23 protein-coding genes are annotated in these 17,428 nt (G+C 63.1%); 9 read left to right on the top strand and 14 right to left on the bottom strand.

Going from position 1 to position 17,428, the window contains the following annotated elements; genetic code table 11:
• Nucleotides 1–84 precede the first annotated feature (84 nt).
• The 4 genes from ASD76_RS03405 to ASD76_RS03390 form a co-directional block, all read right to left on the bottom strand.
• Nucleotides 85–1,257 (bottom strand): BamA/TamA family outer membrane protein, encoded by a 1,173-nt coding sequence (locus ASD76_RS03405; protein WP_082553579.1) that lies wholly within the window; start codon nucleotides 1,255–1,257, stop codon nucleotides 85–87.
• 97 nt (nucleotides 1,258–1,354) lie between these two features.
• A complete protein-coding gene (locus ASD76_RS03400) occupies nucleotides 1,355–1,849 on the bottom strand; it encodes a DUF3237 domain-containing protein (protein ID WP_082553578.1) in 495 nt (164 codons plus the stop codon).
• A 71-nt stretch (nucleotides 1,850–1,920) separates the two neighbouring features.
• Nucleotides 1,921–2,427 (bottom strand): TVP38/TMEM64 family protein, encoded by a 507-nt coding sequence (locus ASD76_RS03395; RefSeq protein WP_055918489.1) that lies wholly within the window; start codon nucleotides 2,425–2,427, stop codon nucleotides 1,921–1,923.
• A gap of 33 nt (nucleotides 2,428–2,460) precedes the next feature.
• Nucleotides 2,461–2,928: a hypothetical protein gene (locus ASD76_RS03390; protein ID WP_156457528.1), complete on the bottom strand. Its 468-nt coding sequence runs from the start codon at nucleotides 2,926–2,928 to the stop codon at nucleotides 2,461–2,463.
• 246 nt (nucleotides 2,929–3,174) lie between these two features.
• On the opposite strand from ASD76_RS03390, the gene rpsF reads away from it, so the two are divergent.
• From rpsF to ASD76_RS03370, 5 genes are all read left to right on the top strand, one after another.
• A complete protein-coding gene (gene rpsF, locus ASD76_RS03385; RefSeq protein WP_055922885.1) occupies nucleotides 3,175–3,540 on the top strand; it encodes a 30S ribosomal protein S6 in 366 nt (121 codons plus the stop codon).
• Entirely contained in the window at nucleotides 3,540–3,764 is a 225-nt protein-coding gene (gene rpsR, locus ASD76_RS03380; protein ID WP_055918484.1) for a 30S ribosomal protein S18, read from the top strand. The genes rpsF and rpsR overlap by 1 nt, the downstream gene beginning before the upstream one ends.
• A 13-nt stretch (nucleotides 3,765–3,777) precedes the next feature.
• Entirely contained in the window at nucleotides 3,778–4,389 is a 612-nt protein-coding gene (rplI, locus tag ASD76_RS03375) for a 50S ribosomal protein L9 (RefSeq protein ID WP_055918481.1), read from the top strand.
• 359 nt (nucleotides 4,390–4,748) lie between these two features.
• The gene (locus tag ASD76_RS17800; protein ID WP_082553577.1) at nucleotides 4,749–5,045 is read left to right on the top strand and encodes a hypothetical protein; all 297 of its coding nucleotides are present in this window, start codon (nucleotides 4,749–4,751) and stop codon (nucleotides 5,043–5,045) included.
• Nucleotides 5,046–5,133: 88 nt separating this feature from the next.
• Nucleotides 5,134–5,937 carry a hypothetical protein gene (locus ASD76_RS03370; RefSeq protein WP_055918479.1) on the top strand — a complete coding sequence of 268 codons (804 nt, stop codon included), beginning with the start codon at nucleotides 5,134–5,136 and terminating at the stop codon, nucleotides 5,935–5,937.
• On the opposite strand, the gene ASD76_RS03365 is transcribed toward ASD76_RS03370, so the two are convergent.
• Nucleotides 5,934–6,152, bottom strand: a complete 219-nt coding sequence (locus ASD76_RS03365; RefSeq protein WP_055918476.1) for a DUF5818 domain-containing protein — start codon at nucleotides 6,150–6,152, stop codon at nucleotides 5,934–5,936. The two genes, ASD76_RS03370 and ASD76_RS03365, sit on opposite strands and share 4 nt — an antisense overlap.
• A 344-nt stretch (nucleotides 6,153–6,496) precedes the next feature.
• Between ASD76_RS03365 and ASD76_RS03360 the strand changes: the two genes are divergently transcribed.
• Nucleotides 6,497–6,766, top strand: a complete 270-nt coding sequence (locus ASD76_RS03360; protein WP_235506493.1) for a type II toxin-antitoxin system RelE family toxin — start codon at nucleotides 6,497–6,499, stop codon at nucleotides 6,764–6,766.
• 11 nt (nucleotides 6,767–6,777) lie between these two features.
• Complete coding sequence (locus ASD76_RS03355) at nucleotides 6,778–7,119, top strand: helix-turn-helix transcriptional regulator (protein ID WP_055918472.1); 342 nt, start codon at nucleotides 6,778–6,780, stop codon at nucleotides 7,117–7,119.
• A 177-nt stretch (nucleotides 7,120–7,296) separates the two neighbouring features.
• Here ASD76_RS03355 and ASD76_RS03350 read toward each other — a convergent pair whose 3' ends face one another.
• The 3 genes from ASD76_RS03350 to ASD76_RS03340 form a co-directional block, all read right to left on the bottom strand.
• Complete coding sequence (locus ASD76_RS03350; protein WP_055918469.1) at nucleotides 7,297–9,147, bottom strand: M2 family metallopeptidase; 1,851 nt, start codon at nucleotides 9,145–9,147, stop codon at nucleotides 7,297–7,299.
• A gap of 67 nt (nucleotides 9,148–9,214) precedes the next feature.
• Entirely contained in the window at nucleotides 9,215–9,970 is a 756-nt protein-coding gene (locus ASD76_RS03345) for an alpha/beta fold hydrolase (RefSeq protein ID WP_055918467.1), read from the bottom strand.
• Nucleotides 9,967–10,407 carry a GFA family protein gene (locus ASD76_RS03340; RefSeq protein WP_055918464.1) on the bottom strand — a complete coding sequence of 147 codons (441 nt, stop codon included), beginning with the start codon at nucleotides 10,405–10,407 and terminating at the stop codon, nucleotides 9,967–9,969. The genes ASD76_RS03345 and ASD76_RS03340 overlap by 4 nt, the downstream gene beginning before the upstream one ends.
• A gap of 101 nt (nucleotides 10,408–10,508) precedes the next feature.
• Here ASD76_RS03340 and ASD76_RS03335 point away from each other — a divergent pair, with 101 nt between their 5' ends.
• Together ASD76_RS03335 and ASD76_RS03330 are read left to right on the top strand one after the other, a co-directional pair.
• Nucleotides 10,509–11,567, top strand: a complete 1,059-nt coding sequence (locus ASD76_RS03335; protein WP_055918461.1) for an HlyD family secretion protein — start codon at nucleotides 10,509–10,511, stop codon at nucleotides 11,565–11,567.
• A 2-nt stretch (nucleotides 11,568–11,569) separates the two neighbouring features.
• Complete coding sequence (locus ASD76_RS03330) at nucleotides 11,570–13,159, top strand: DHA2 family efflux MFS transporter permease subunit (protein WP_055918458.1); 1,590 nt, start codon at nucleotides 11,570–11,572, stop codon at nucleotides 13,157–13,159.
• Nucleotides 13,160–13,168: 9 nt separating this feature from the next.
• On the opposite strand, the gene ASD76_RS03325 is transcribed toward ASD76_RS03330, so the two are convergent.
• The 6 genes from ASD76_RS03325 to ASD76_RS03300 all read right to left on the bottom strand — a co-directional run bounded on the left by ASD76_RS03325 (nucleotide 13,169) and on the right by ASD76_RS03300 (nucleotide 17,423).
• On the bottom strand, nucleotides 13,169–13,753 hold the full coding sequence (locus ASD76_RS03325; RefSeq protein ID WP_055918455.1) for a hypothetical protein: 585 nt from the start codon (nucleotides 13,751–13,753) through the stop codon (nucleotides 13,169–13,171).
• 80 nt (nucleotides 13,754–13,833) lie between these two features.
• Entirely contained in the window at nucleotides 13,834–14,271 is a 438-nt protein-coding gene (locus ASD76_RS03320) for a GNAT family N-acetyltransferase (protein ID WP_055918452.1), read from the bottom strand.
• A gap of 2 nt (nucleotides 14,272–14,273) precedes the next feature.
• Entirely contained in the window at nucleotides 14,274–15,299 is a 1,026-nt protein-coding gene (locus tag ASD76_RS03315) for an aspartate-semialdehyde dehydrogenase (RefSeq protein WP_055918449.1), read from the bottom strand.
• 95 nt (nucleotides 15,300–15,394) lie between these two features.
• Entirely contained in the window at nucleotides 15,395–15,772 is a 378-nt protein-coding gene (gene rplS, locus ASD76_RS03310) for a 50S ribosomal protein L19 (protein WP_055918446.1), read from the bottom strand.
• An 11-nt stretch (nucleotides 15,773–15,783) separates the two neighbouring features.
• Nucleotides 15,784–16,512 carry a tRNA (guanosine(37)-N1)-methyltransferase TrmD gene (trmD, locus tag ASD76_RS03305; protein WP_055918443.1) on the bottom strand — a complete coding sequence of 243 codons (729 nt, stop codon included), beginning with the start codon at nucleotides 16,510–16,512 and terminating at the stop codon, nucleotides 15,784–15,786.
• Complete coding sequence (locus ASD76_RS03300; protein ID WP_055918440.1) at nucleotides 16,512–17,423, bottom strand: LysR substrate-binding domain-containing protein; 912 nt, start codon at nucleotides 17,421–17,423, stop codon at nucleotides 16,512–16,514. Before ASD76_RS03300 ends, trmD begins: the two co-directional genes overlap by 1 nt.
• Nucleotides 17,424–17,428 lie beyond the last annotated feature (5 nt).

The following is a 17,428-nucleotide window of genomic DNA, read 5'->3' as shown; positions in this document are numbered from 1 at the left end:
GGCATCCAGCCTTCCCGGCAGCCCTTTCCGTCCGATATGTTCGCCATTCTGCCGCCTCGAAGGCGCTGGGTATGGGTTCTGACCCTAAAACGCCTCGCCAATCCCCAGGTAGACGCCGTGGTCATTCTTGCCGACTGCGAGGTCGAGCCGCAGGTGCACGTCGTTGTTCTTGAACGGCAGGTAGCGCACGCCGAGGCCGGTGGCGGGCAAGAAATTGCTGTCGCTGAACAGGTCGCCAACCGAGGTGGAGATGCCGCCGATCCCCATGAACGCCACCCCGCCCCAGCGCGTGGTGAACTGGTGGCGGACTTCGCCCTGGATCGACCAGGCCGCACGGTCACGGTAGCGCCCGGTCACATAGCCGCGCAGGTCCGATCCGGCGCCGAACAGGCACAGGTTGTAGTAAGGCACGTCTCCGTTCGCCGAACAGACCATAGCGCTGGCGGCAACGACCGTGCTGTCGTCCGTACGCATGTACGTGCTCCCCTCGACCGTCAGCTTGTTGTGCTTGAAGGTCGAGCCGAGCCAGTCGAAGCCGAACACCCAGATCGCGAGGGCCTGCACGCCTTTGGTTGGCTGGGTGTGGCTGTCCGTGGTGTCGTACTGAAACACCGGGCCGACGACCGACAGGGTGCTCTCCATCTGATCGACCGGCGGCGGTGGGGTCAGCGAGGGCGGCTGATCGTCGTCCTCGTCCTCGTGCGGCGCCGCGCTATGGGTTCCCAGCTGATAGCGCACACCGAGATAGCCATGCGGAAACACCCGGCGGGTGGCGGTCGCCTTGATGTTGAACTGCTGGTCGCGCAGCATCAGGTCATCGCCTCGGTCACCATCGTCCGCGCCAATGCCGAAGAACTTGTTGAACTGGTCGAAATACGAAGCGCTGGCGGTGAGGCGGAAGCCGTCATCGCCCGACGACATCTTGTGAAACGCGCCGATCCCCTTGCTGCCGCGGGTGGTCCACACGATGCCGCCGCCCGTCATCCATTGGTTGGGCGAGCCATTGGGATTGTAGAACGCCACCACCCCGCCGGCGATGCCCGCCCCGGTGGTCGGGGTCGAGAACGGAACCGGCGCGAACAGCAGGTCGACGTCCTTCTCTTTCTTCTCCGTCTCCGGCGGCAGTTCTTCCGATGTGGCCGCGTCGGCAGGGGGCCCGGATTCGGTCTCGACCTGCGCCAGCGCCGGATGGGCGTAGAGACAGGAGGCCGCGAAGGTCACCGCCAGGGCTTTGGAATGCCGGCATGATCGGGGCATGGCTCACCTTGGCCGGTTGCTGCGCCGCCACGCTAATCCTGCCAGATCAGGCCGCCATAGGGAGTTACCCGAGTTTTCGGGCGGTAAGGCCCGCTTTCTACCGAACTCGATAAAAGCGAATCTTCACCGCGGACCCGGCCGAAGGGGGAGCGGGTTCCAGCGTGCCGACGAACGCCACTTGCGAGAGCCACTCGTACTTACCGCGCGGCGCCTCGAACACAGGGTGGGTGCGGACCGGCTTCATCGCCCCGCCCTCCATGCAAATGACCCCGGTGTTCACGACATTGATGACCACGCCATCGTCGGTCTTGAGGAAGTAGTCGGCCTTGACCTCGTTGCAGCCGTCGGCCCGGCGCAGCTGATAGTCCCAGCCACCCGGTACGATCGTCCCCTTGATCGCGGGTCCTTCAAAGGTGCCGCCGGTAATCGGAATGATGATGCGGCCGCCCTGCGCCGTGTCGCCCGGGACCGTGACCTCGCCGAGAGTGACGATTTCCTCGAACGCGAACTCAAGCGTCGGCGCTTCCTGCGCCGAGGCCGATACGGCCACCAATCCGCAGGCAAGGCCCGCCAATGCCAGTGTTACTTTCATCTGCCCCTCCCCGAGTTATCGTTTGGGAAGAGGCTATCAGCCGTGATCGTAGGGACAACCCGGAATTGCGGTTAGACGGCCGAACCCGCCATGGCAGCCAGCGTCACCGCCGGGAGGAAACCAAGCAAGGTCGCCAGGGCAAAGCTCCTCGCGCGCAGAGGCGACAGCGCGCAGGCTGCCGTCACCAGCATATGCGGCATTCCAAGCAGCCTGAGGCCCAGGAGGTAGAAGAAGCCGCGCTGGGAGATGTCCCGATCGAACCGCTCCAGCCTAGGGCCCCAGCGTTTTCGAAGGCGCTCGGAAAACGATCGCCGCGCGAGCAGGAACAGCCCATGGCTTCCAAGAACCGCGCCCAAAACGACCACAGCGATGCCGAGCCATCCGCCAAGCAAGGCGCCCGACGAAAACGAGATCGGCATTAACACTCCGGGAACCCCGGAACCGATCAAGGTCGCGGTAAGCACGACGAAAGCGAGGCCCAAAAGGACCTCGCTCTGTAGCAGCGGGCCGAGCATGCCGAGTTGCCCGATAATCGGTGTCATAACATCCACGAAGCTGTGGACGAGGAACGGGGCCATTCGTTCCTGACGATGCGACGAAGCGTTGCAGCGTTAGGCGACCGCGACGAGAATCGGTCTGGTCTCCTGCGAGAACGGACAGGCCGAGGGCTGGCCGGCTCCAGGCTCAGGCGTGCCGAACTGATCGGCGAATGTCTCCGCCAGCGCGCGGCGGATGGCGAAGGCCGCCCAGCAGATCGCACCCGGCAAGCCATGCGGAACCGCGGAACTCGTCAGCGGCTGCCCCGCCTCGGGAGCATGGCGCAGGATCCCGAGCAAGGCCCGCTCGTCGCGTGAAAACGCCGGGCTGCAGCAGCATTCTGGCGTGAGGGGCCTTTCCAGCTGAGCTTCGACCAGGTCGAACAAGCTGGCGCAGGCGACCGACAACTCGGGTGCGGTCTCGAACAAGCTCACCGCAGACTGCATGTGCGGCAAGGGGTGCTCTCCCTTCGCACGGGCAGCCGCCCACAGGCGGAACTGGCGGACGAAGATCACTGGGCCGATCGCTGGTGCTTGGGACACGTCAGGCTCCTTCTGATCGCATGCTATTGCGAACCATTCGCATCTGTAAAGCCCCAATCAACGACACGGGCAATTTTCGCGAAGATGTCCCCCACCGCCCTCCGATCGCTTGCATTCCAGCCGTAAAGCTGTATGTGCCCGCCTTCCTCGGCGGTCGTGACTGCCAGGAAACCCCAAGAAAGCCGGAGGGGCCCCACCATTCGGGTGGACAAGCCAGCGATCGGCAGAAATGAAAGGAACGCGAACATGCCGCTGTACGAGCATGTCTTTCTCGCGCGCCAGGACTTGAGCCAAGCTCAGGTTGACGCGCTCGCCGCCAACATCACGGAAATCGTGGAACAGGGCGGCGGCAAGGTTTCCAAGACCGAAACCTGGGGCCTCAAGAGCCTCGCCTACAAGATTGATCGCAACCGCAAGGCGCACTTCGTGCTCCTGAACCTCGAGTGCCCGGGCCCCGTCGTGGCCGAGCTCGAGCGCCAGAACCGCATCAACGAAGACGTGATCCGTTGGCTCACCGTCTCCGTCGACAAGCATGAAGAAGGTCCGTCTGCGCAGATGCGCAAGAACGAGCGCGATCGTAAGCGTCGCGAACGTGATGGGGAGCGCATCTGATGGCACGTCCGTTTTTCCGCCGCCGCAAGTCCTGCCCGTTCTCGGTCAAGGATGCTCCGGTCATCGACTTCAAGGACACGCGTCTGCTGCAGGGCTTCATGTCCGAGCGTGGCAAGATTGTCCCGAGCCGCATCACCGCCGTTTCCGGCAAGAAGCAGCGTGAGCTGGCCCGTGCGATCAAGCGCGCGCGTCACCTCGGCCTTCTTCCCTACATCGTGAAGTAAGGAGGGCAGACCGATGCAAATCATCCTGCTCGAACGTATCGAGAAGCTCGGCACGATCGGCGACGTCGTAACCGTCAAGGACGGCTACGCCCGCAACTTCCTGCTGCCGAACAAGAAGGCGCTCCGCGCCAACGAAGGCAACCGCAAGGTTTTCGAAGCCAACCGCGAGCGTCTCGAAACCGAGAACGCCCAACGTCGCGACGAAGCCGCCAAGTCGGGTGCGACCGTTGACGGCGCCGAATTCGTGCTGATCCGCGCCTCGTCGAACTCCGGCCAGCTTTACGGCTCGGTCAGCGTTCGCGACGTCGCTGATGCGCTCAAGGCTCTCGGCCACAACGTCAACAAGGCGCAGATCATCCTCGAGCGTCCGATCAAGACGATCGGCCTGTTCGACGTCCGCGTCGCTCTGCACCCGGAAGTCCAAGTCACCGTGAAGGCCAATGTGGCCCGCTCGGACGACGAGGCCGAACTGCAGCGCCAGGGCGTCGACGTGATCGGCCAGATCGCCGAAGACGACCGCAGCGAGACCGAAGGCTTCACCGAAGCCCTCGATCCGAGCCTCGAACCGGGTGAACTTCCCCCGGTCGAAGACGCGGAAGCCGGCGACGAAGCTACCGAGGGCTGATCGCCTTCAAATAAAAGAACAAAGTGAAGGGCGCGGTTCGAAAGGACCGCGCCCTTCTCCTTTTCTGCTCCGAGAAAAGAACCGGCAGCGCGATCGGTTCAGGGGTTTTTCTGGTCGGCCAAGATCAAATGAGACGAAATTCGTCGTCCAATTTGCTCGATTGGCCGTGATTGGCTCGCTTAATCCCTATTTCTGAACGAACCACAGAATTTCCCCGTCAAACTTCGGGTTTCCCCCTATTCCCTAGAATTCTTAACAAGCGAAATGTGCAAGTCGCGCCACCGCCGTGAGCAAATCGGGGAACCGATAAGCTCTTCCGGAGTCGTGATAGGTGAAAGCTCCAGCAGGGGAATAGTTAAATGACTAACCTGAAGGGTAAACTAGCCACCGCCGCCCTTATTGTTGTGTCCGCATCAGGTGTGGGCGGTTGCGCCACCACGGAATATGTGGACCAACAAATCGCGACGGTGAACCAGCGCATCGACGGAGTGGAGTCGAGACTGGTCCAAACTGAAAACACGGCGAACACCGCGCTTTCCCAAGCGCAAGCCGCCAATACCTCCGCACAGAACGCGAACCGGCGTCTCGACGCGGTTGAGGCACGCCTCAATGCGCCGCCCCCGCCGCCTCCGCCGCCCAGAGCTCCGCGGAACTGATACTTGTTCAGCGGCAGTTTATGCCTAAATTCTAAGATCAAGGGCCCGACCGGGTAAAACCGGTCGGGTCTCTTTCAATGACTGTCTGATGCGCCAAATTTTTCGATTGATCCTGCCTGTCCTCGTTGCCGGAAGCCTGACGCTTCCCCCGGCTCTCCTTGCTCAACCGCGCGGCCCAGAACGCGCGACCTCGCGGCCGCAACCGCCGTCGCAGGCCAGCAAGCCGGGTACGACAGCAAGCGGGAGCAACTCGACCACGACCAGGTCGCGCACCCCGAGCACCAACCAGCCCGCGACCCCTCCGGTCGCCGTCTTCGCACCGACCGAAACGTCGGCCGCGACCACGCGCGTTGCGCGCTGGGTCATCGACACCAACGACAACGGCTCGCTACCCTTCATCATCATCGACAAGAAGGCCGCGACGGTGTTCGTCTACGATGCCAAGGGCAAGTCGCTCGGCGAGACGCCGGCGTTGCTCGGGATCACCGATGGCGACGACTCCACCCCCGGCGTCGGCAGCAAGACCCTCGCGGAGCTTGGCCCAGCCGAAAAGACTACCCCAGCCGGCCGCTTCGTCGCTCGTATCGGCCCGGCCAGCACCGGCCAGAAAGTCCTGTGGGTCGATTACGACACCTCGGTGGCTCTGCATGCGGTGGTGACGGGCAATAAGAAGGAACGGCGCCTGGAAAGGCTGCTCTCGCCCACCACGAGCGACAACCGCATCACTTACGGTTGCATCAACGTGCCGGCGCACTTCTACGCCCAGAGCGTCCAGCCGATCTTCGAGAAGACCGGCGGCATCGTCTACGTCCTGCCGGACAAGAAGCCGCTCGAAACCGTGTTCCCGCCGCTGCGGGGCTCACGCATCGCGATGCAGCGGGTCAGCTTCTAGGCTAGTCGCTCTACGCCGGGCCTGATGCGATAGACGTCGATCAGGTCAAACTCCGACCGGAAGCCTTCGATAGTGACGCGCTGGCCCAGGTATTTCCTGGCGCCCCACACCGCCATGTCCAGCTGCCAGACGCCGCCATCGTCCAGCGCAAGCGAAAAGCCCCAGTGCCCGAGCTGCAAGGTTCCAGTCTCGATGTGCTTATCGCCCATCGCCATCTTCGCGTCCCTCCCGCAAAGTCGATGGCGGTGCGCCCCCGCTACGACTTCACACCATGATCCCTGGTGATCGGGGAGTTAGTAAACCGAAACGAATAACGGCCCCTGCGACCTTTAGGCTGGTGAGCCCTGGACATACGTCGCAGGCTCCCCGACCATAGGGTCAAGGATGTGGGGACTGCATCGTGCAGTCCAACCGATCCGTTTCGGGGTTACTAAGCCCCAGAGCCGTGCGTGGCGGCTCCGTGGGCGGTTATGGGGCGAAGCGTTGCCGGGGGCAACGGGTTTAGCTCCACTTTGGAGTGTCGGCCTCCGAGAATGTAGCGATTGACTACACTGTAGCTATGAGCTACATCACAAACGTGAGGCAGATCAGCTATTCCCGTTCGGCCATTCGGGTCTTGCGCCGGATGCCCTCGAATGTGGCGGTGCTGATTAGGTCCAAGATAGAGCAGTATGCTGAGAACCCCGTTTCACAGGCTAACAACGTGAGGGCACTCAAGGGCCGTCGGGGCGTTCGTCTGCGGGTCGGGGACTGGCGTGTCATCATGGATGATGACGGGAATGTGCTGGCTGTTCTGGAGATCGGGCCGAGAGGCTCGGTTTACGAGTAAGGGTGAAACGTATGGCTACCGTGACTATCGATCGCGCCGAGTATGACCGCTTGATTGAAGCGGCTGAGGAACTGGACGAGTTGCGCGCCTATGACCGAGCGATGCAGCGCATCGAATCCGGCGAGGACGAGTTGATCCCCGCTGCTTTTGCCGATCGGCTGTTTGCCGGGGAAAACCCTGTGCGCGTCTATCGCGGCCTGCGCGGCCTCACCCAGATGCGCCTCGCCGAAGTCTCGGGCGTCAACCGTGTGCAGATCGCAGATATCGAGGCTGGCCGTCGAAGCGGCTCCATCGCCACACTGGCGAAACTCGCGAACGCCTTGGACACTTCTCTCGACGACCTTGCGGTCTGATCGTCATCGAATTGCGGGCGTTAAGGGTGCATTGTAACCCAAAATGATGTGAGCCCCCAACCGTAGCAGCGATTGGGGGCTCTATCTTAGAAAGGCGGTCAGTGAAAGAAACGCTGCTGCCGCAGGATTATCTAACTTTTCCTCAAATTCAATAAGTTATTGAATTCCGGCCAAGCCCTACCAACCCGCAGTCTTGCCCTTGTTCTGCTGATCCAGCCACGCCTTGAGCGGGGCGAAGTACTCGGCCATCGCCTTGCCGCTCATCTCGCGGGTGCCGGTGAAGGCCTCGAGCGCGTCGGGCCAGGGCTTGCTCGCGCCCATTTCCAGCATGGCGTTGAGGTTCTTGCCGACTTCCTTGTTGCCGTAGAAGCTGCAGCGATGCAGCGGGCCCTTCCAGCCGGCTTCGTCGCAGGCAGCCTTGTAGAACTGGAACTGCAGCACCCGGGCGAGGAAGTAGCGCATGTACGGCGTGTTGCCCGGGACATGGTACTTGGCGCCCGGATCGAAGGCGTTGGCGGGCCGTTCGCCCGGCGGGGTAATGCCCTGGTACTCGCGCTTCAGGTCGACCCAAGCCTTGTTGTAGTCGGCCGGCTGGATCGAGCCGTCGAACACGCCCCAGCGCCACTTGTCGACCAGCAGGCCGAACGGCAGGAACGCCACCTTGTCGAGCGCCTCGCGCAGCAGCAAGCCGATGTCCTTGTCCGCGCTCGGCACATCCGCCCGGTCGAGCAGGCCGATCTGCACCAGGTATTCCGGCGTGATCGAGAGCGCGACCATGTCGCCGATCGCTTCGTGGAAGCCGTCGTTGGCGCCGTTGAGGTGCAGGTAGTCGTGCTGGTTGTAGGCGCGCTGGTAGTAGTTGTGGCCCAGCTCGTGGTGGATGACCTTGAAGTCGTCCCCATTGCGCTTGATGCACATCTTGATGCGCAGGTCGTCCTTGTTGTCGATGTTCCAGGCGCTGGCGTGGCACTGCACCTCGCGGTCGGCCGGCTTCACGAACAGCGAGCGTTCCCAGAACGTTTCCGGCAGAGCAGCGAAGCCGAGCGAGGAGAAGAAGTTCTCGCCCGCGCGGACCATGTCGAGCTCGTTCATGCCCTTGGCTTCGATGAGCTTGGTCAGGTCATAGCCGAGGTCGCCGGCACCCGCAGGGGCCACGATCGGGTAGATGTTGCCCCACTCCTGCGCCCACATATTGCCGAGCAGGTCGGCACGGATCGGGCCCTTGGCGGGTTGCACCGCCTCGCCGTACTTCTCACTGAGCTTGGTGCGGACGTAAGTGTGCAGCGCCAGGTAGAGCGGCTTGAGGTCGCCCCAGATCTTGTCGGTCAGCGCGGCGAACTCAGCGGGCGGCATGTCGTAGTTGGAGCGCCACATCGCGCCGGTGTCGGCAAAGCCGAGCTCTTCCGCGCCTTCGTTGGCGATGGTGACCATGCGGGCGTAGTCGTCGCGCATCGGGGCGCCGACGTTGTCATGCCAGCTGGTCCACATCTCGGCGAATTCGGCCGGAGTGCGCTCGAGGTTGCCCATCTCGGCCTCGATATCGGAGCCCGAGATCGGCTGGCCATTCAGGGTGCCCTTGCCCCTGGCATATTGCGAGGAGAGGTCGGTGGCGATCTCGTTGAGCTCGGTCGCCGCGCCTTCGCGGGTCGGTGCCGGTAGCACGATGCCGGTGCGCAGGATGGTCAGCTTGCGTTCGACCACGGGATCGAGGCCCGGAACCTGGGCAAACTGCGCCGCTTCGAGCGCGTAGCGGACCGACTTCTCCGTCCCGACCGCGTTGATCGCCGCGGTCAGCGTGTCGGTGTCGAAGTTCACGAACGTGGCGTTGACCCAGTTCATCCGGCCCGCGTCGACCGAGTAGTCGAACAGATCCTTCTCAACCGCCTTGAGGAAGTCCGCCGCGCCCTGCGGGGTCTTCGGGAAAGCGGCGACGGCCTGGCCCGCCGGAGCGTCCTGCGCCACGGCGGGGACAGCCAGGCCGGTGGCGAGCGCCAGTGCGGCAGCGGATGCGAGAACCTTGAACTTCATTCGGACCAACCTCATTCCCTGGAACCAGTTTCAATGGGAACCGGTCTGGACTGGCTATGCGGTCAAATCAACCCGCCAGATAGCGCGTAATCGCCAGGCCGAGATCGGGTTCGGTCACCGAGCCCATGTGCGTGCCGGGAATCTCCTCGAAGCGACCGTTCGGCAAGGCCTCTGCCAACTTTTGTGGAGAGCCGTTGTCGCGGTCCTTGTCTCCGCACAGGACCAGGGTCGGCATGGTGATCGCGACGAGGTCCTCCTTGCTCGTGTCGTCGACGGACTGGAGCAGCAATCGGGCGGCGACCCGGTCGATCTTCATGGTCTTCATGAACTGCACCGCCATGTAGGCGGGATCGCCCTGCTTGACCTCGGCAAAGCGGTCGATGGCGTCGATGAAGAAGGCCGCGCGCCCTTCCCACCCGGCGAGGCCTTCCAGCCCCATGCCCGCGAGCACCAGCTTGCGCGGCGCCAGGCCCGAGATCACGGCCCGGGCCGCAGTCCTTGCACCGAGCGAGAAGCCGACGAGGTCGAAGTCTTCGAGGCCGGCAGCGTCGACCACCGCCCTGACATCCCGCACCAGCACGTCACGAGGAAAAGATGAGGGCTCGTGCGGCGCAGCGCTTTGGCCGTGGGCGCGCAAGTCCGGCATGATCGCCTCGAACCCCGCCTCTGCCAGCCGCGCGGCGTGGCCGAAGCGAATCCAGTTCATCTGCGCGCTGGAAAACAGGCCGTGCAGCATGAGCACCGGCCTGCCCGCCCCCAGCCTGTGAACCGCCAGCGGCGCGCCGTCGAAACTTTCGACCATCTCGGTACGGACGTCGCTCACTCCGGCACCTCGAGCCCGGCGTCGGCCCACCGCTTCACCGCGGGAGCGTATTCGGTGACCTTCACGCCCGGCAGGTGGCTGGTGTCCTCCCAGGCGGCATGCTTGCTTTCGACGCCGAAGTTGCTGGTCGGGTAGAAATGCGTGGGGTCGTCGAACGACCCAACCGTCAGGTCCATCTTTTCGCTTTCGTTGTAGGTAAAGCCGAGCGGTGTGCCGCATTCCCGACAGAACGGACGCCGCGCCATGGGAGACGAAGCATACCAGTCCGGTTCATGCTCCCACACGATGTCGGCCTGGGCGACGTTCTTGAAGGCGATCGACACGCCACCGGTCGCCCGTTGGCACATGCGGCAATGGCACAGGTAGGCCTCGTCACTGTGGACTTTGACTGCGTAACGCACGCGTCCGCACTGGCAACCGCCTGTCTGTTCACGCATTTTGACGTCCTTTGCCAATAATTTGCCTGTCTGTCAGTTGTTAGGCAAAGCCTGTTAGCCTATCTGACCGTTTCGAACGATTACACGCGAGTTGAAAGCCGATGGCGGAAGCTGATCCGCAATTACTAGAGAGCGATCTCGTCGAAAGCGCCAAGCCGCGTCGGCGATGGGGCAAGATTGCCCTAATGATTGTGGTACCGCTCGCTTTCCTGATCGGTGCATTCGTCTATTGGCAGGGCCTGCAGGGCAAGGTCACCACTGACAACGCCTACCTCAAGCAGGATATGGTCGGTGTCAGCGCCGAAATCGTCGGCAAGATCGTCGAAGTGGCGGTGAAGGAAGGCCAGGAGGTCAAGGCGGGCGACTTGCTGTTCCGCGTCGATCCGGAGCCGTACCGCCTGCAGATGGCCGAAGCCGAAGCTTCGATTGCCACGGCTCAAGCCAACGTCACGGCCCTCGCGAATGCCAGCGAATTCTCCGGCGCCGACATCGCTGCCGCCCGCGAGAACATTGCTTTCGCACAAGCCACGCTCGATCGTCAGGAAGCGCTGTGGCAGCGCGGCTTCACCACCAAGGCCGATTACGAAGCCGCGCAGCACGCTGTGGCCCAAGCCCGCGAACAGCTGCGCCTGGCTGAGGCGAATCAGCGCGAGGCGCGGGCCAAGCTGGCCCAGGGTCCGGCCGTTCCAGGTCAGAACCCGCAAATCGCCGCTGCCGAGGCTCGGCGCGCCGAATCCGACCTCGCTTTGCGCCGGACCGAAATTCGCGCACCGATTGCCGGCCGCGTAGCGCAGGCCGACAGGCTGCAGATCGGCCAACAGGCCGTCACCAGCCTGCCGATGCTCACCATCGTGGCCGACACCAGCTCTTACGTTGAGGCGAACTTCAAAGAGACCGACCTCAACCGGATGAGCGTCGGGCAGGTCGCGGAAGTCCGCTTCGATGCCTATCCGGATCTCACCCTTAAAGGCCATGTCGCCTCGATCGGCGCCGGAACCGGCTCGGAGTTCTCGGTGCTGCCGGCGCAGAACGCCACCGGCAACTGGGTCAAGGTGACCCAGCGCGTCCCGGTCCGTATCAGGCTCGACGACAAGAGCCCGCGTCCGCTGATTGCCGGCCTCTCTGCCGAAGTGACGGTCCACACCGGCCGTAACCGCTAACGATGGCCACCAAGGCCGCTCGTGCCCCTGCTGGAGGCCAAGGCGCCTCCCCCGAGCAGATCGACGACGTCGCGCATCTTCCGGTCGAGAACCAGTTCCTGCTGGTCATCGGCATCATGACGGCCTCGCTGATCCAGGTGCTCGACACGACGATCGCCAACGTCGCGATCCCGCACATGCAATCCTCGCTCGGGGCAACGCCCGACACCGTCACCTGGGTGCTGACGAGCTATATCATCGCCTCAGCGGTCGCCATGCCGATTACCGGCTGGCTCGCCGACCGCGTCGGATCGCGGCGGCTGTTCATCTGGTCGGTCGCTGGCTTCGTGGTTGCCTCGATGTTGTGCGGGATGGCGCAGAACCTCGAAGAGATGGTCATCTTCCGCGCGCTACAGGGCGTCGCGGGTGCCTTCATCGCCCCACTCAGCCAGAGCTCGCTGCTCGACACGACCAAGCCTAGCCGTCAGTCCCAGATGATTGCCCTTTGGGGCATGGGAGTGATGATCGGCCCGATCCTGGGCCCGGTCCTCGGTGGATGGATCACCGAGAACTGGAGCTGGCGCTGGGTGTTCTACGTCAACGTCCCGGTCGGCGTGCTGTGCCTGGTTATCCTGCTGGCGCAATTGCCTTCGCGCGAAGTGGTCAAGCGGCGCTTCGACTTGTTCGGCTTTGCCATGATCGCGCTGACCTTGAGCTCACTCCAGCTATTGCTCGACCGCGGAGCCCAGCTCGACTGGTTTTCATCGCTCGAAAGCTGGATCTACCTGTTCCTGATCGTGTCCTGCTCTTGGATCGCCGTGATCCACTTCGCCACGGCGGAGCAGCCGCTGTTCGACCGTCAGCTGTTCGCCAACGTCAACTTCGTCGTCGCCCTGGTCTTCATGGTGGTTATCGGCGCGGTCATGTTCGCGACCATGGCTCTATTGCCGCCGATGCTGCAGGGCCTGTTCGGTTACGACGTGGTCGATACCGGCATGGTCCTGATGCCGCGCGGTGTCGGCGTGCTGATCTCGATGCAATTGTCGGGCCTGCTCATGCGCAAGGGCGTAGACGCTAGGTGGATGGTCTCGATCGGCTTCATGATCGGCGCCTGGTCACTCTACCAGATGGCGGGTTGGTCGCTCGGCGTCGATCGCTACCACATCGTGCTTTCGGGGCTGCTCCAGGGCCTCGGCATCGGCCTCGTGTTCATTCCCTTGCAGGCGACCGCTTTCGCCACGCTCTCACCCCGCTTGCGCACCGACGGATCGAGCTTGCTCAACCTGACCCGTTCGGTCGGCTCGTCGATCGGTATCTCGGTCATGGTGACGCTGCTGACGCACAACGCGCAGACCAGTCACAGCGATCTTGCTGCGCACATTACCCCCGCGGTCACCGGCATGATCGACCTCTCGTCACTAGAGCGCTTCCACCAGTACGGAGAGGCCGCGCTTGGGGTGCTCGATGCCGAAGTCACGCGCCAGGCGGCGATGATCGCCTACGTCAACGATTACTGGCTGATGATGTGGCTGAGCCTTGCCTCGGTGCCATTGGTGCTACTGATGCGGCGCAGCTCCGGCCCGGCCGCTCGACCCGAGCCGCCGTCACACTGACATCCCGGCTCAGTTGACCTGCCAATAGACGCGAACGATCCAACTGATCGTGTAGGCGAGGTAAAGCAACGCAAAGGCCAGCTGGAAGCGGCGATTCTCGATCACCGCTGCGGTGACGCACAGTATGATCGCGACCGGGATCCGGACCATGTACTCGATGCCAAGCGCCTCCAGGTACGGGCCTCCCTTGACCGCCGTGTCGATGAAGTCGGCGACCAGAGTCAGGCCCAGGAGCCCGAAGAACCAGCGCCGGCGTGAAAGGAAATAGTCCTCGAAGCCGGAGTAGTCCGTCATGTCTTCGGGAAACAGCAGGCTGGCTAGCAGGAAGAACAGAAACGCGTAGAGCAGCACGAACGCGAACAGCGCGAAGTTCCAGTTGAGCCGGATAAGCGCGAACTCCCACCACCAGAAGTTCATGATGGTGAGGATGAGGATCGCCACCCAGATCAGGTGCGTCGGATAGATCTTCTGCCGATCAGGGTGCTGGATCAGCTTCGATATCCCGGTGAGCAGGCGCGTCAGCCCCAGGCCCAGCACGAGGCTGATCAGAACCCGGATATGGAGGTAGAACTCGATGTGGCCTTCACCGGACATCGTTCACTCCCTGGCTAGCCGGGATTGTGCGACAGCGGGGAGGTAGTGGTCAATCCACCTCGCTACCTGGTTCCCGTCGATCAGCCGTTAGCTGCGCGCCAGCGCCATACCACGCCGGCATCGGGATCATGAGCCTCACCATCACGAACGAAGCCGTTCTTCTCCAGCACGCGCGTCGACGCGTTGGGTTCTGGCAGGGTGTGGGCGATGATCGAGGAGACACCGGCTTCTCGTGCCGTGGCGACCAGGAAACCGGCCAGTGCCGTGGCATGGCCCTGCCCTTGCTGGGTAGCGAAGGTGAGATAGCCTATTTCGACGGTCCCATCCTCGGTCGGCGGCCCGGTGAAGCCGCCCATCGTCACCGGAGTGCCACCGAGCCAGCCGATCCAGCTGCACCAGGGCGGGACTTGTTCCTTGGAAGCCTCTTCGGCGAGCTCCTTGGCGAAGTCTCCGGTTTGCTCCGGATCGAACAGGATCGGATCCGGTTCGAGCGGGGCAAAACGGAGACCAGCGGCCAAGGTCAGCCCTTCTTCAGGTGACGCCGGCCGAGCAGTTCGGCGATTTGCACCGCGTTGAGTGCAGCGCCCTTGCGCAGGTTGTCGGACACGCACCAGATCGTCAGGCCGTTTTCGACCGTCGGGTCCTCGCGCACGCGACTGACGTAAGTCGCGCCGTCGCCGGCGCACTCGATCGGGGTGACGTATCCACCGTCCTCACGCTTGTCGACGAGCATGACGCCCGGCGCCTCGCGCAGGATATCCTGAGCCTGTTCGGCCGTGATTTCGTTCTCGAACTCGATGTTGATCGCTTCGGAGTGGCCGACGAACACCGGCACGCGCACGCAAGTGGCGTTGAGCTTGATCTTCGGGTCGAGGATCTTCTTGGTCTCGACCACCATCTTCCACTCTTCCTTTGTGGACCCATCGTCGAGAAACACGTCGATGTGCGGGATCACGTTGAAGGCGATCTGCTTGGTGAACTTGTTGACGGTCACCTGGTCGCCGACAAAGATTCCGCGGCTCTGTTCGAACAGCTCATCCATGCCCGCTTTGCCAGCGCCGGAAACCGACTGGTAGGTGCTGACCACCACGCGCTTGATCGTAGCCGCATCGTGCAGCGGCTTGAGCGCCACGACCAGCTGCGCAGTCGAGCAGTTCGGGTTGGCGATGATGTTGCGCTTCTTGTAGCCGTCGATCGCGTCGGGGTTCACCTCGGGCACGATCAGCGGCACGTCGGGGTCCATGCGGTAGAGCGACGAGTTGTCGATCACGACGCAACCCGCAGCCGCGGCCTTCGGGGCATATTCCTGCGCCGGGCCGGAGCCGGCCGCGAACAGGGCGATGTCCCAGCCCGACCAGTCGAAATGCTCGATGTTCTGGCACTTGATCATCTTGCCGGTGTCGCCGACCTCGACTTCGAGGCCCTGCGAGCGCGAGCTGGCGACAGCCGCCACTTCGTCCATCGGAAAATCTCGTTCGGCGAGGATCGCGAGCATCTCGCGCCCGACATTCCCCGTCGCACCAACTACAACTACCCGATAACCCATCTGACTTACCTTCGATCAAATCGCTCAAGAAAAAGGCGCCCTGGCTGTAGAGCCAGGACGCCTTTGTGAAACTTGTTTGTTTCGGCGGTAGGGCCTCAGCCCTCCTGGCTTACGGTCTGCTTGCGCTCCGCAATACGAGCCCGTTTGCCGGTCCGGCCGCGCAGGTAGTACAGCTTCGCACGACGCACGACACCGCGACGCACCACTTCGATGCTGTCGATGTTCGGCGAGTACAGCGGGAAAACGCGCTCTACGCCTTCGCCGAAGCTCATCTTGCGGACGGTGAAATTGCTGTTGATGCCGCGGTTCGAACGGGCGATGCACACGCCTTCGTAGTTCTGAACGCGGGTGCGTTCGCCTTCAACGACGCGCACGCCAACGCGCAGCGTATCGCCGGGGCGGAATTCGGGGATCGTCTTCCCCTCGTTGAATGCTGCGATGGCCTCAGCCTCGAGCTCTTGGATCAGACCCATGTTGGGTTCCTCTAATCTTTGCGCGCGCCAGAGGCAGACTGGGCCCGAGCACCACCGTGGCGCTCCCAAAGGTCCGGCCTGCGTAACCGTGTATCAGATTCGCTCATGGCCTTGCGCCATGCAGCGATCTTCGCATGATCCCCCGATCGCAGCACTTCAGGGATCGTGCGCCCTTCCCATTCAACAGGTCGGGTATATTGCGGATATTCGAGCAACCCTTCCTCGAAGGATTCCTCGGCCCCACTTGAGGCCGCGCCCATTACGCCGGGAAGCAGGCGAATGCAAGCGTCGAGAATGGCCAGCGCGGCGGGCTCTCCACCGGACAGCACGATGTCGGCGAGGCTGACCTCTTCGACCTCCCTGCCCTCGAAAATCCGCTCGTCAAATCCTTCGAACCGTCCGCACAAGATCGTCACGCCAGGACCTGCTGCCAACTCGCGAATGCGCTCTTGTGTAATCGGCTTTCCACGGGGGGTCATCGCCAACACCGGGCATGCGGGCTGGAGCGACCGCCCGTGGTCGATCGCGGCAGCGAGCACGTCCGCCTTGAGCACCATCCCTGCTCCACCTCCGGCCGGCGTATCGTCGACCGTGCGGTGCTTGTCGGTGGCGAAGTCACGGATCTGCACCGTCTCCAGCGACCAACCTCCTTCAGCCAAGGCGCGACCCGCAAGGGACACGCCAAGCGGCCCGGGGAACATCTCCGGGTAAAGCGTCAGGACGGTGGCGGCGAAAGTCATCAAAGCGGTTCCCAGATTTCCGGCAGGCTCCCGTCGCGGTCAGCCGCCAGCTCCTCTTGGAGCCATTCGCGGAACCGCTCGATCTTGCGCACCCCCACGCGATTGGCCGGATGGACCAGCCAGTGCGAAGAGCCGGACAGGTAGATGATGTCGAACGGCTGCACCAGCCGTCCGCTGTCGAGGTCGGCTTTCCAGAACATCGGCGTCATCATCGAGATGCCCGAGCCGCCGAACATGGCCGTCGCCTCCTGAAGCTGGCTGTCGAGCACGAGGCCCTGCATGGGCGGCGGAGCGCCGATACCGGCTTTCGCGAACCACCCAGCCCACAGCGAATCGTTAGGTGCGAAGCGTTCGACGTGCAGCAGGTCTTCGGGCTTGGTGATGTTGTTTTCCCGGAGGAAAGCGGGGGTGCAGATCGGCGTGAAGTGCGTCCGCACGAGGAAATCGCTGCGCAATCCCTCCCACCGACCGTCTCCGCCACGAATAGCCGCGTCGATGCCTCCGCGCGCGAGGTCGACGACTTCGTTCGACAGCGAGATGCGGACCGCCAAATCAGGGTACCGCACCTGGAAGCGCCCAATCCGCGAGCTGAGCCAGGTGCCGCCGAACGATACTGCCGTGTTGATCTCAAGGACGTCCTCGTCCTCTTCCCGCACGCCGGCAAAGGCATCAATCATGCTGGCAAAGCTGGAAGACACCGCCGGCAAGAGCCGCTTCCCCGTGTCCGTCAGCCGTACCCTGCCTTTTTCCCGCACGAACAACTGACGCCCGACCCAGTCTTCGAGATGGCGGATCTGATAGCTGATCGCTGCCTGGCTCATCCCCAGTTCCTCCCCGGCGCGAGAGAAGTTTTCGTGCCGGCCCGCGGCCTCGAAGGCGCGGATGGCCGGGAGGGAGGGAAGCCTGTCCATGCCCA

It is taken from the genome of Altererythrobacter sp. Root672 (assembly GCF_001427865.1).
GTDB lineage: Bacteria > Pseudomonadota > Alphaproteobacteria > Sphingomonadales > Sphingomonadaceae > Croceibacterium_A.
The sequence above is the reverse complement of the archived record's forward strand: the minus strand, read 5'-3'. Positions and strand labels throughout refer to the sequence as shown.

Coding starts and splice junctions, on each gene's coding strand:
- ASD76_RS03335 (WP_055918461.1), top strand. CDS start 10,509: ATGGCGGAAGCTGATCCGCAATTACTAGAGAGCGATCTCGTCGAAAGC.
- ASD76_RS03315 (WP_055918449.1), bottom strand. CDS start 15,299: ATGGGTTATCGGGTAGTTGTAGTTGGTGCGACGGGGAATGTCGGGCGC.
- ASD76_RS03400 (WP_082553578.1), bottom strand. CDS start 1,849: ATGAAAGTAACACTGGCATTGGCGGGCCTTGCCTGCGGATTGGTGGCC.
- rpsF (WP_055922885.1), top strand. CDS start 3,175: ATGCCGCTGTACGAGCATGTCTTTCTCGCGCGCCAGGACTTGAGCCAA.
- ASD76_RS03350 (WP_055918469.1), bottom strand. CDS start 9,147: ATGAAGTTCAAGGTTCTCGCATCCGCTGCCGCACTGGCGCTCGCCACC.
- rplI (WP_055918481.1), top strand. CDS start 3,778: ATGCAAATCATCCTGCTCGAACGTATCGAGAAGCTCGGCACGATCGGC.
- ASD76_RS03325 (WP_055918455.1), bottom strand. CDS start 13,753: ATGTCCGGTGAAGGCCACATCGAGTTCTACCTCCATATCCGGGTTCTG.
- ASD76_RS03365 (WP_055918476.1), bottom strand. CDS start 6,152: ATGGCGATGGGCGATAAGCACATCGAGACTGGAACCTTGCAGCTCGGG.
- ASD76_RS03370 (WP_055918479.1), top strand. CDS start 5,134: ATGCGCCAAATTTTTCGATTGATCCTGCCTGTCCTCGTTGCCGGAAGC.
- ASD76_RS03395 (WP_055918489.1), bottom strand. CDS start 2,427: ATGGCCCCGTTCCTCGTCCACAGCTTCGTGGATGTTATGACACCGATT.
- trmD (WP_055918443.1), bottom strand. CDS start 16,512: ATGACTTTCGCCGCCACCGTCCTGACGCTTTACCCGGAGATGTTCCCC.
- ASD76_RS03340 (WP_055918464.1), bottom strand. CDS start 10,407: ATGCGTGAACAGACAGGCGGTTGCCAGTGCGGACGCGTGCGTTACGCA.
- ASD76_RS03360 (WP_235506493.1), top strand. CDS start 6,497: ATGAGCTACATCACAAACGTGAGGCAGATCAGCTATTCCCGTTCGGCC.
- rplS (WP_055918446.1), bottom strand. CDS start 15,772: ATGGGTCTGATCCAAGAGCTCGAGGCTGAGGCCATCGCAGCATTCAAC.
- rpsR (WP_055918484.1), top strand. CDS start 3,540: ATGGCACGTCCGTTTTTCCGCCGCCGCAAGTCCTGCCCGTTCTCGGTC.
- ASD76_RS03355 (WP_055918472.1), top strand. CDS start 6,778: ATGGCTACCGTGACTATCGATCGCGCCGAGTATGACCGCTTGATTGAA.
- ASD76_RS03330 (WP_055918458.1), top strand. CDS start 11,570: ATGGCCACCAAGGCCGCTCGTGCCCCTGCTGGAGGCCAAGGCGCCTCC.
- ASD76_RS03300 (WP_055918440.1), bottom strand. CDS start 17,423: ATGGACAGGCTTCCCTCCCTCCCGGCCATCCGCGCCTTCGAGGCCGCG.
- ASD76_RS17800 (WP_082553577.1), top strand. CDS start 4,749: ATGACTAACCTGAAGGGTAAACTAGCCACCGCCGCCCTTATTGTTGTG.
- ASD76_RS03405 (WP_082553579.1), bottom strand. CDS start 1,257: ATGCCCCGATCATGCCGGCATTCCAAAGCCCTGGCGGTGACCTTCGCG.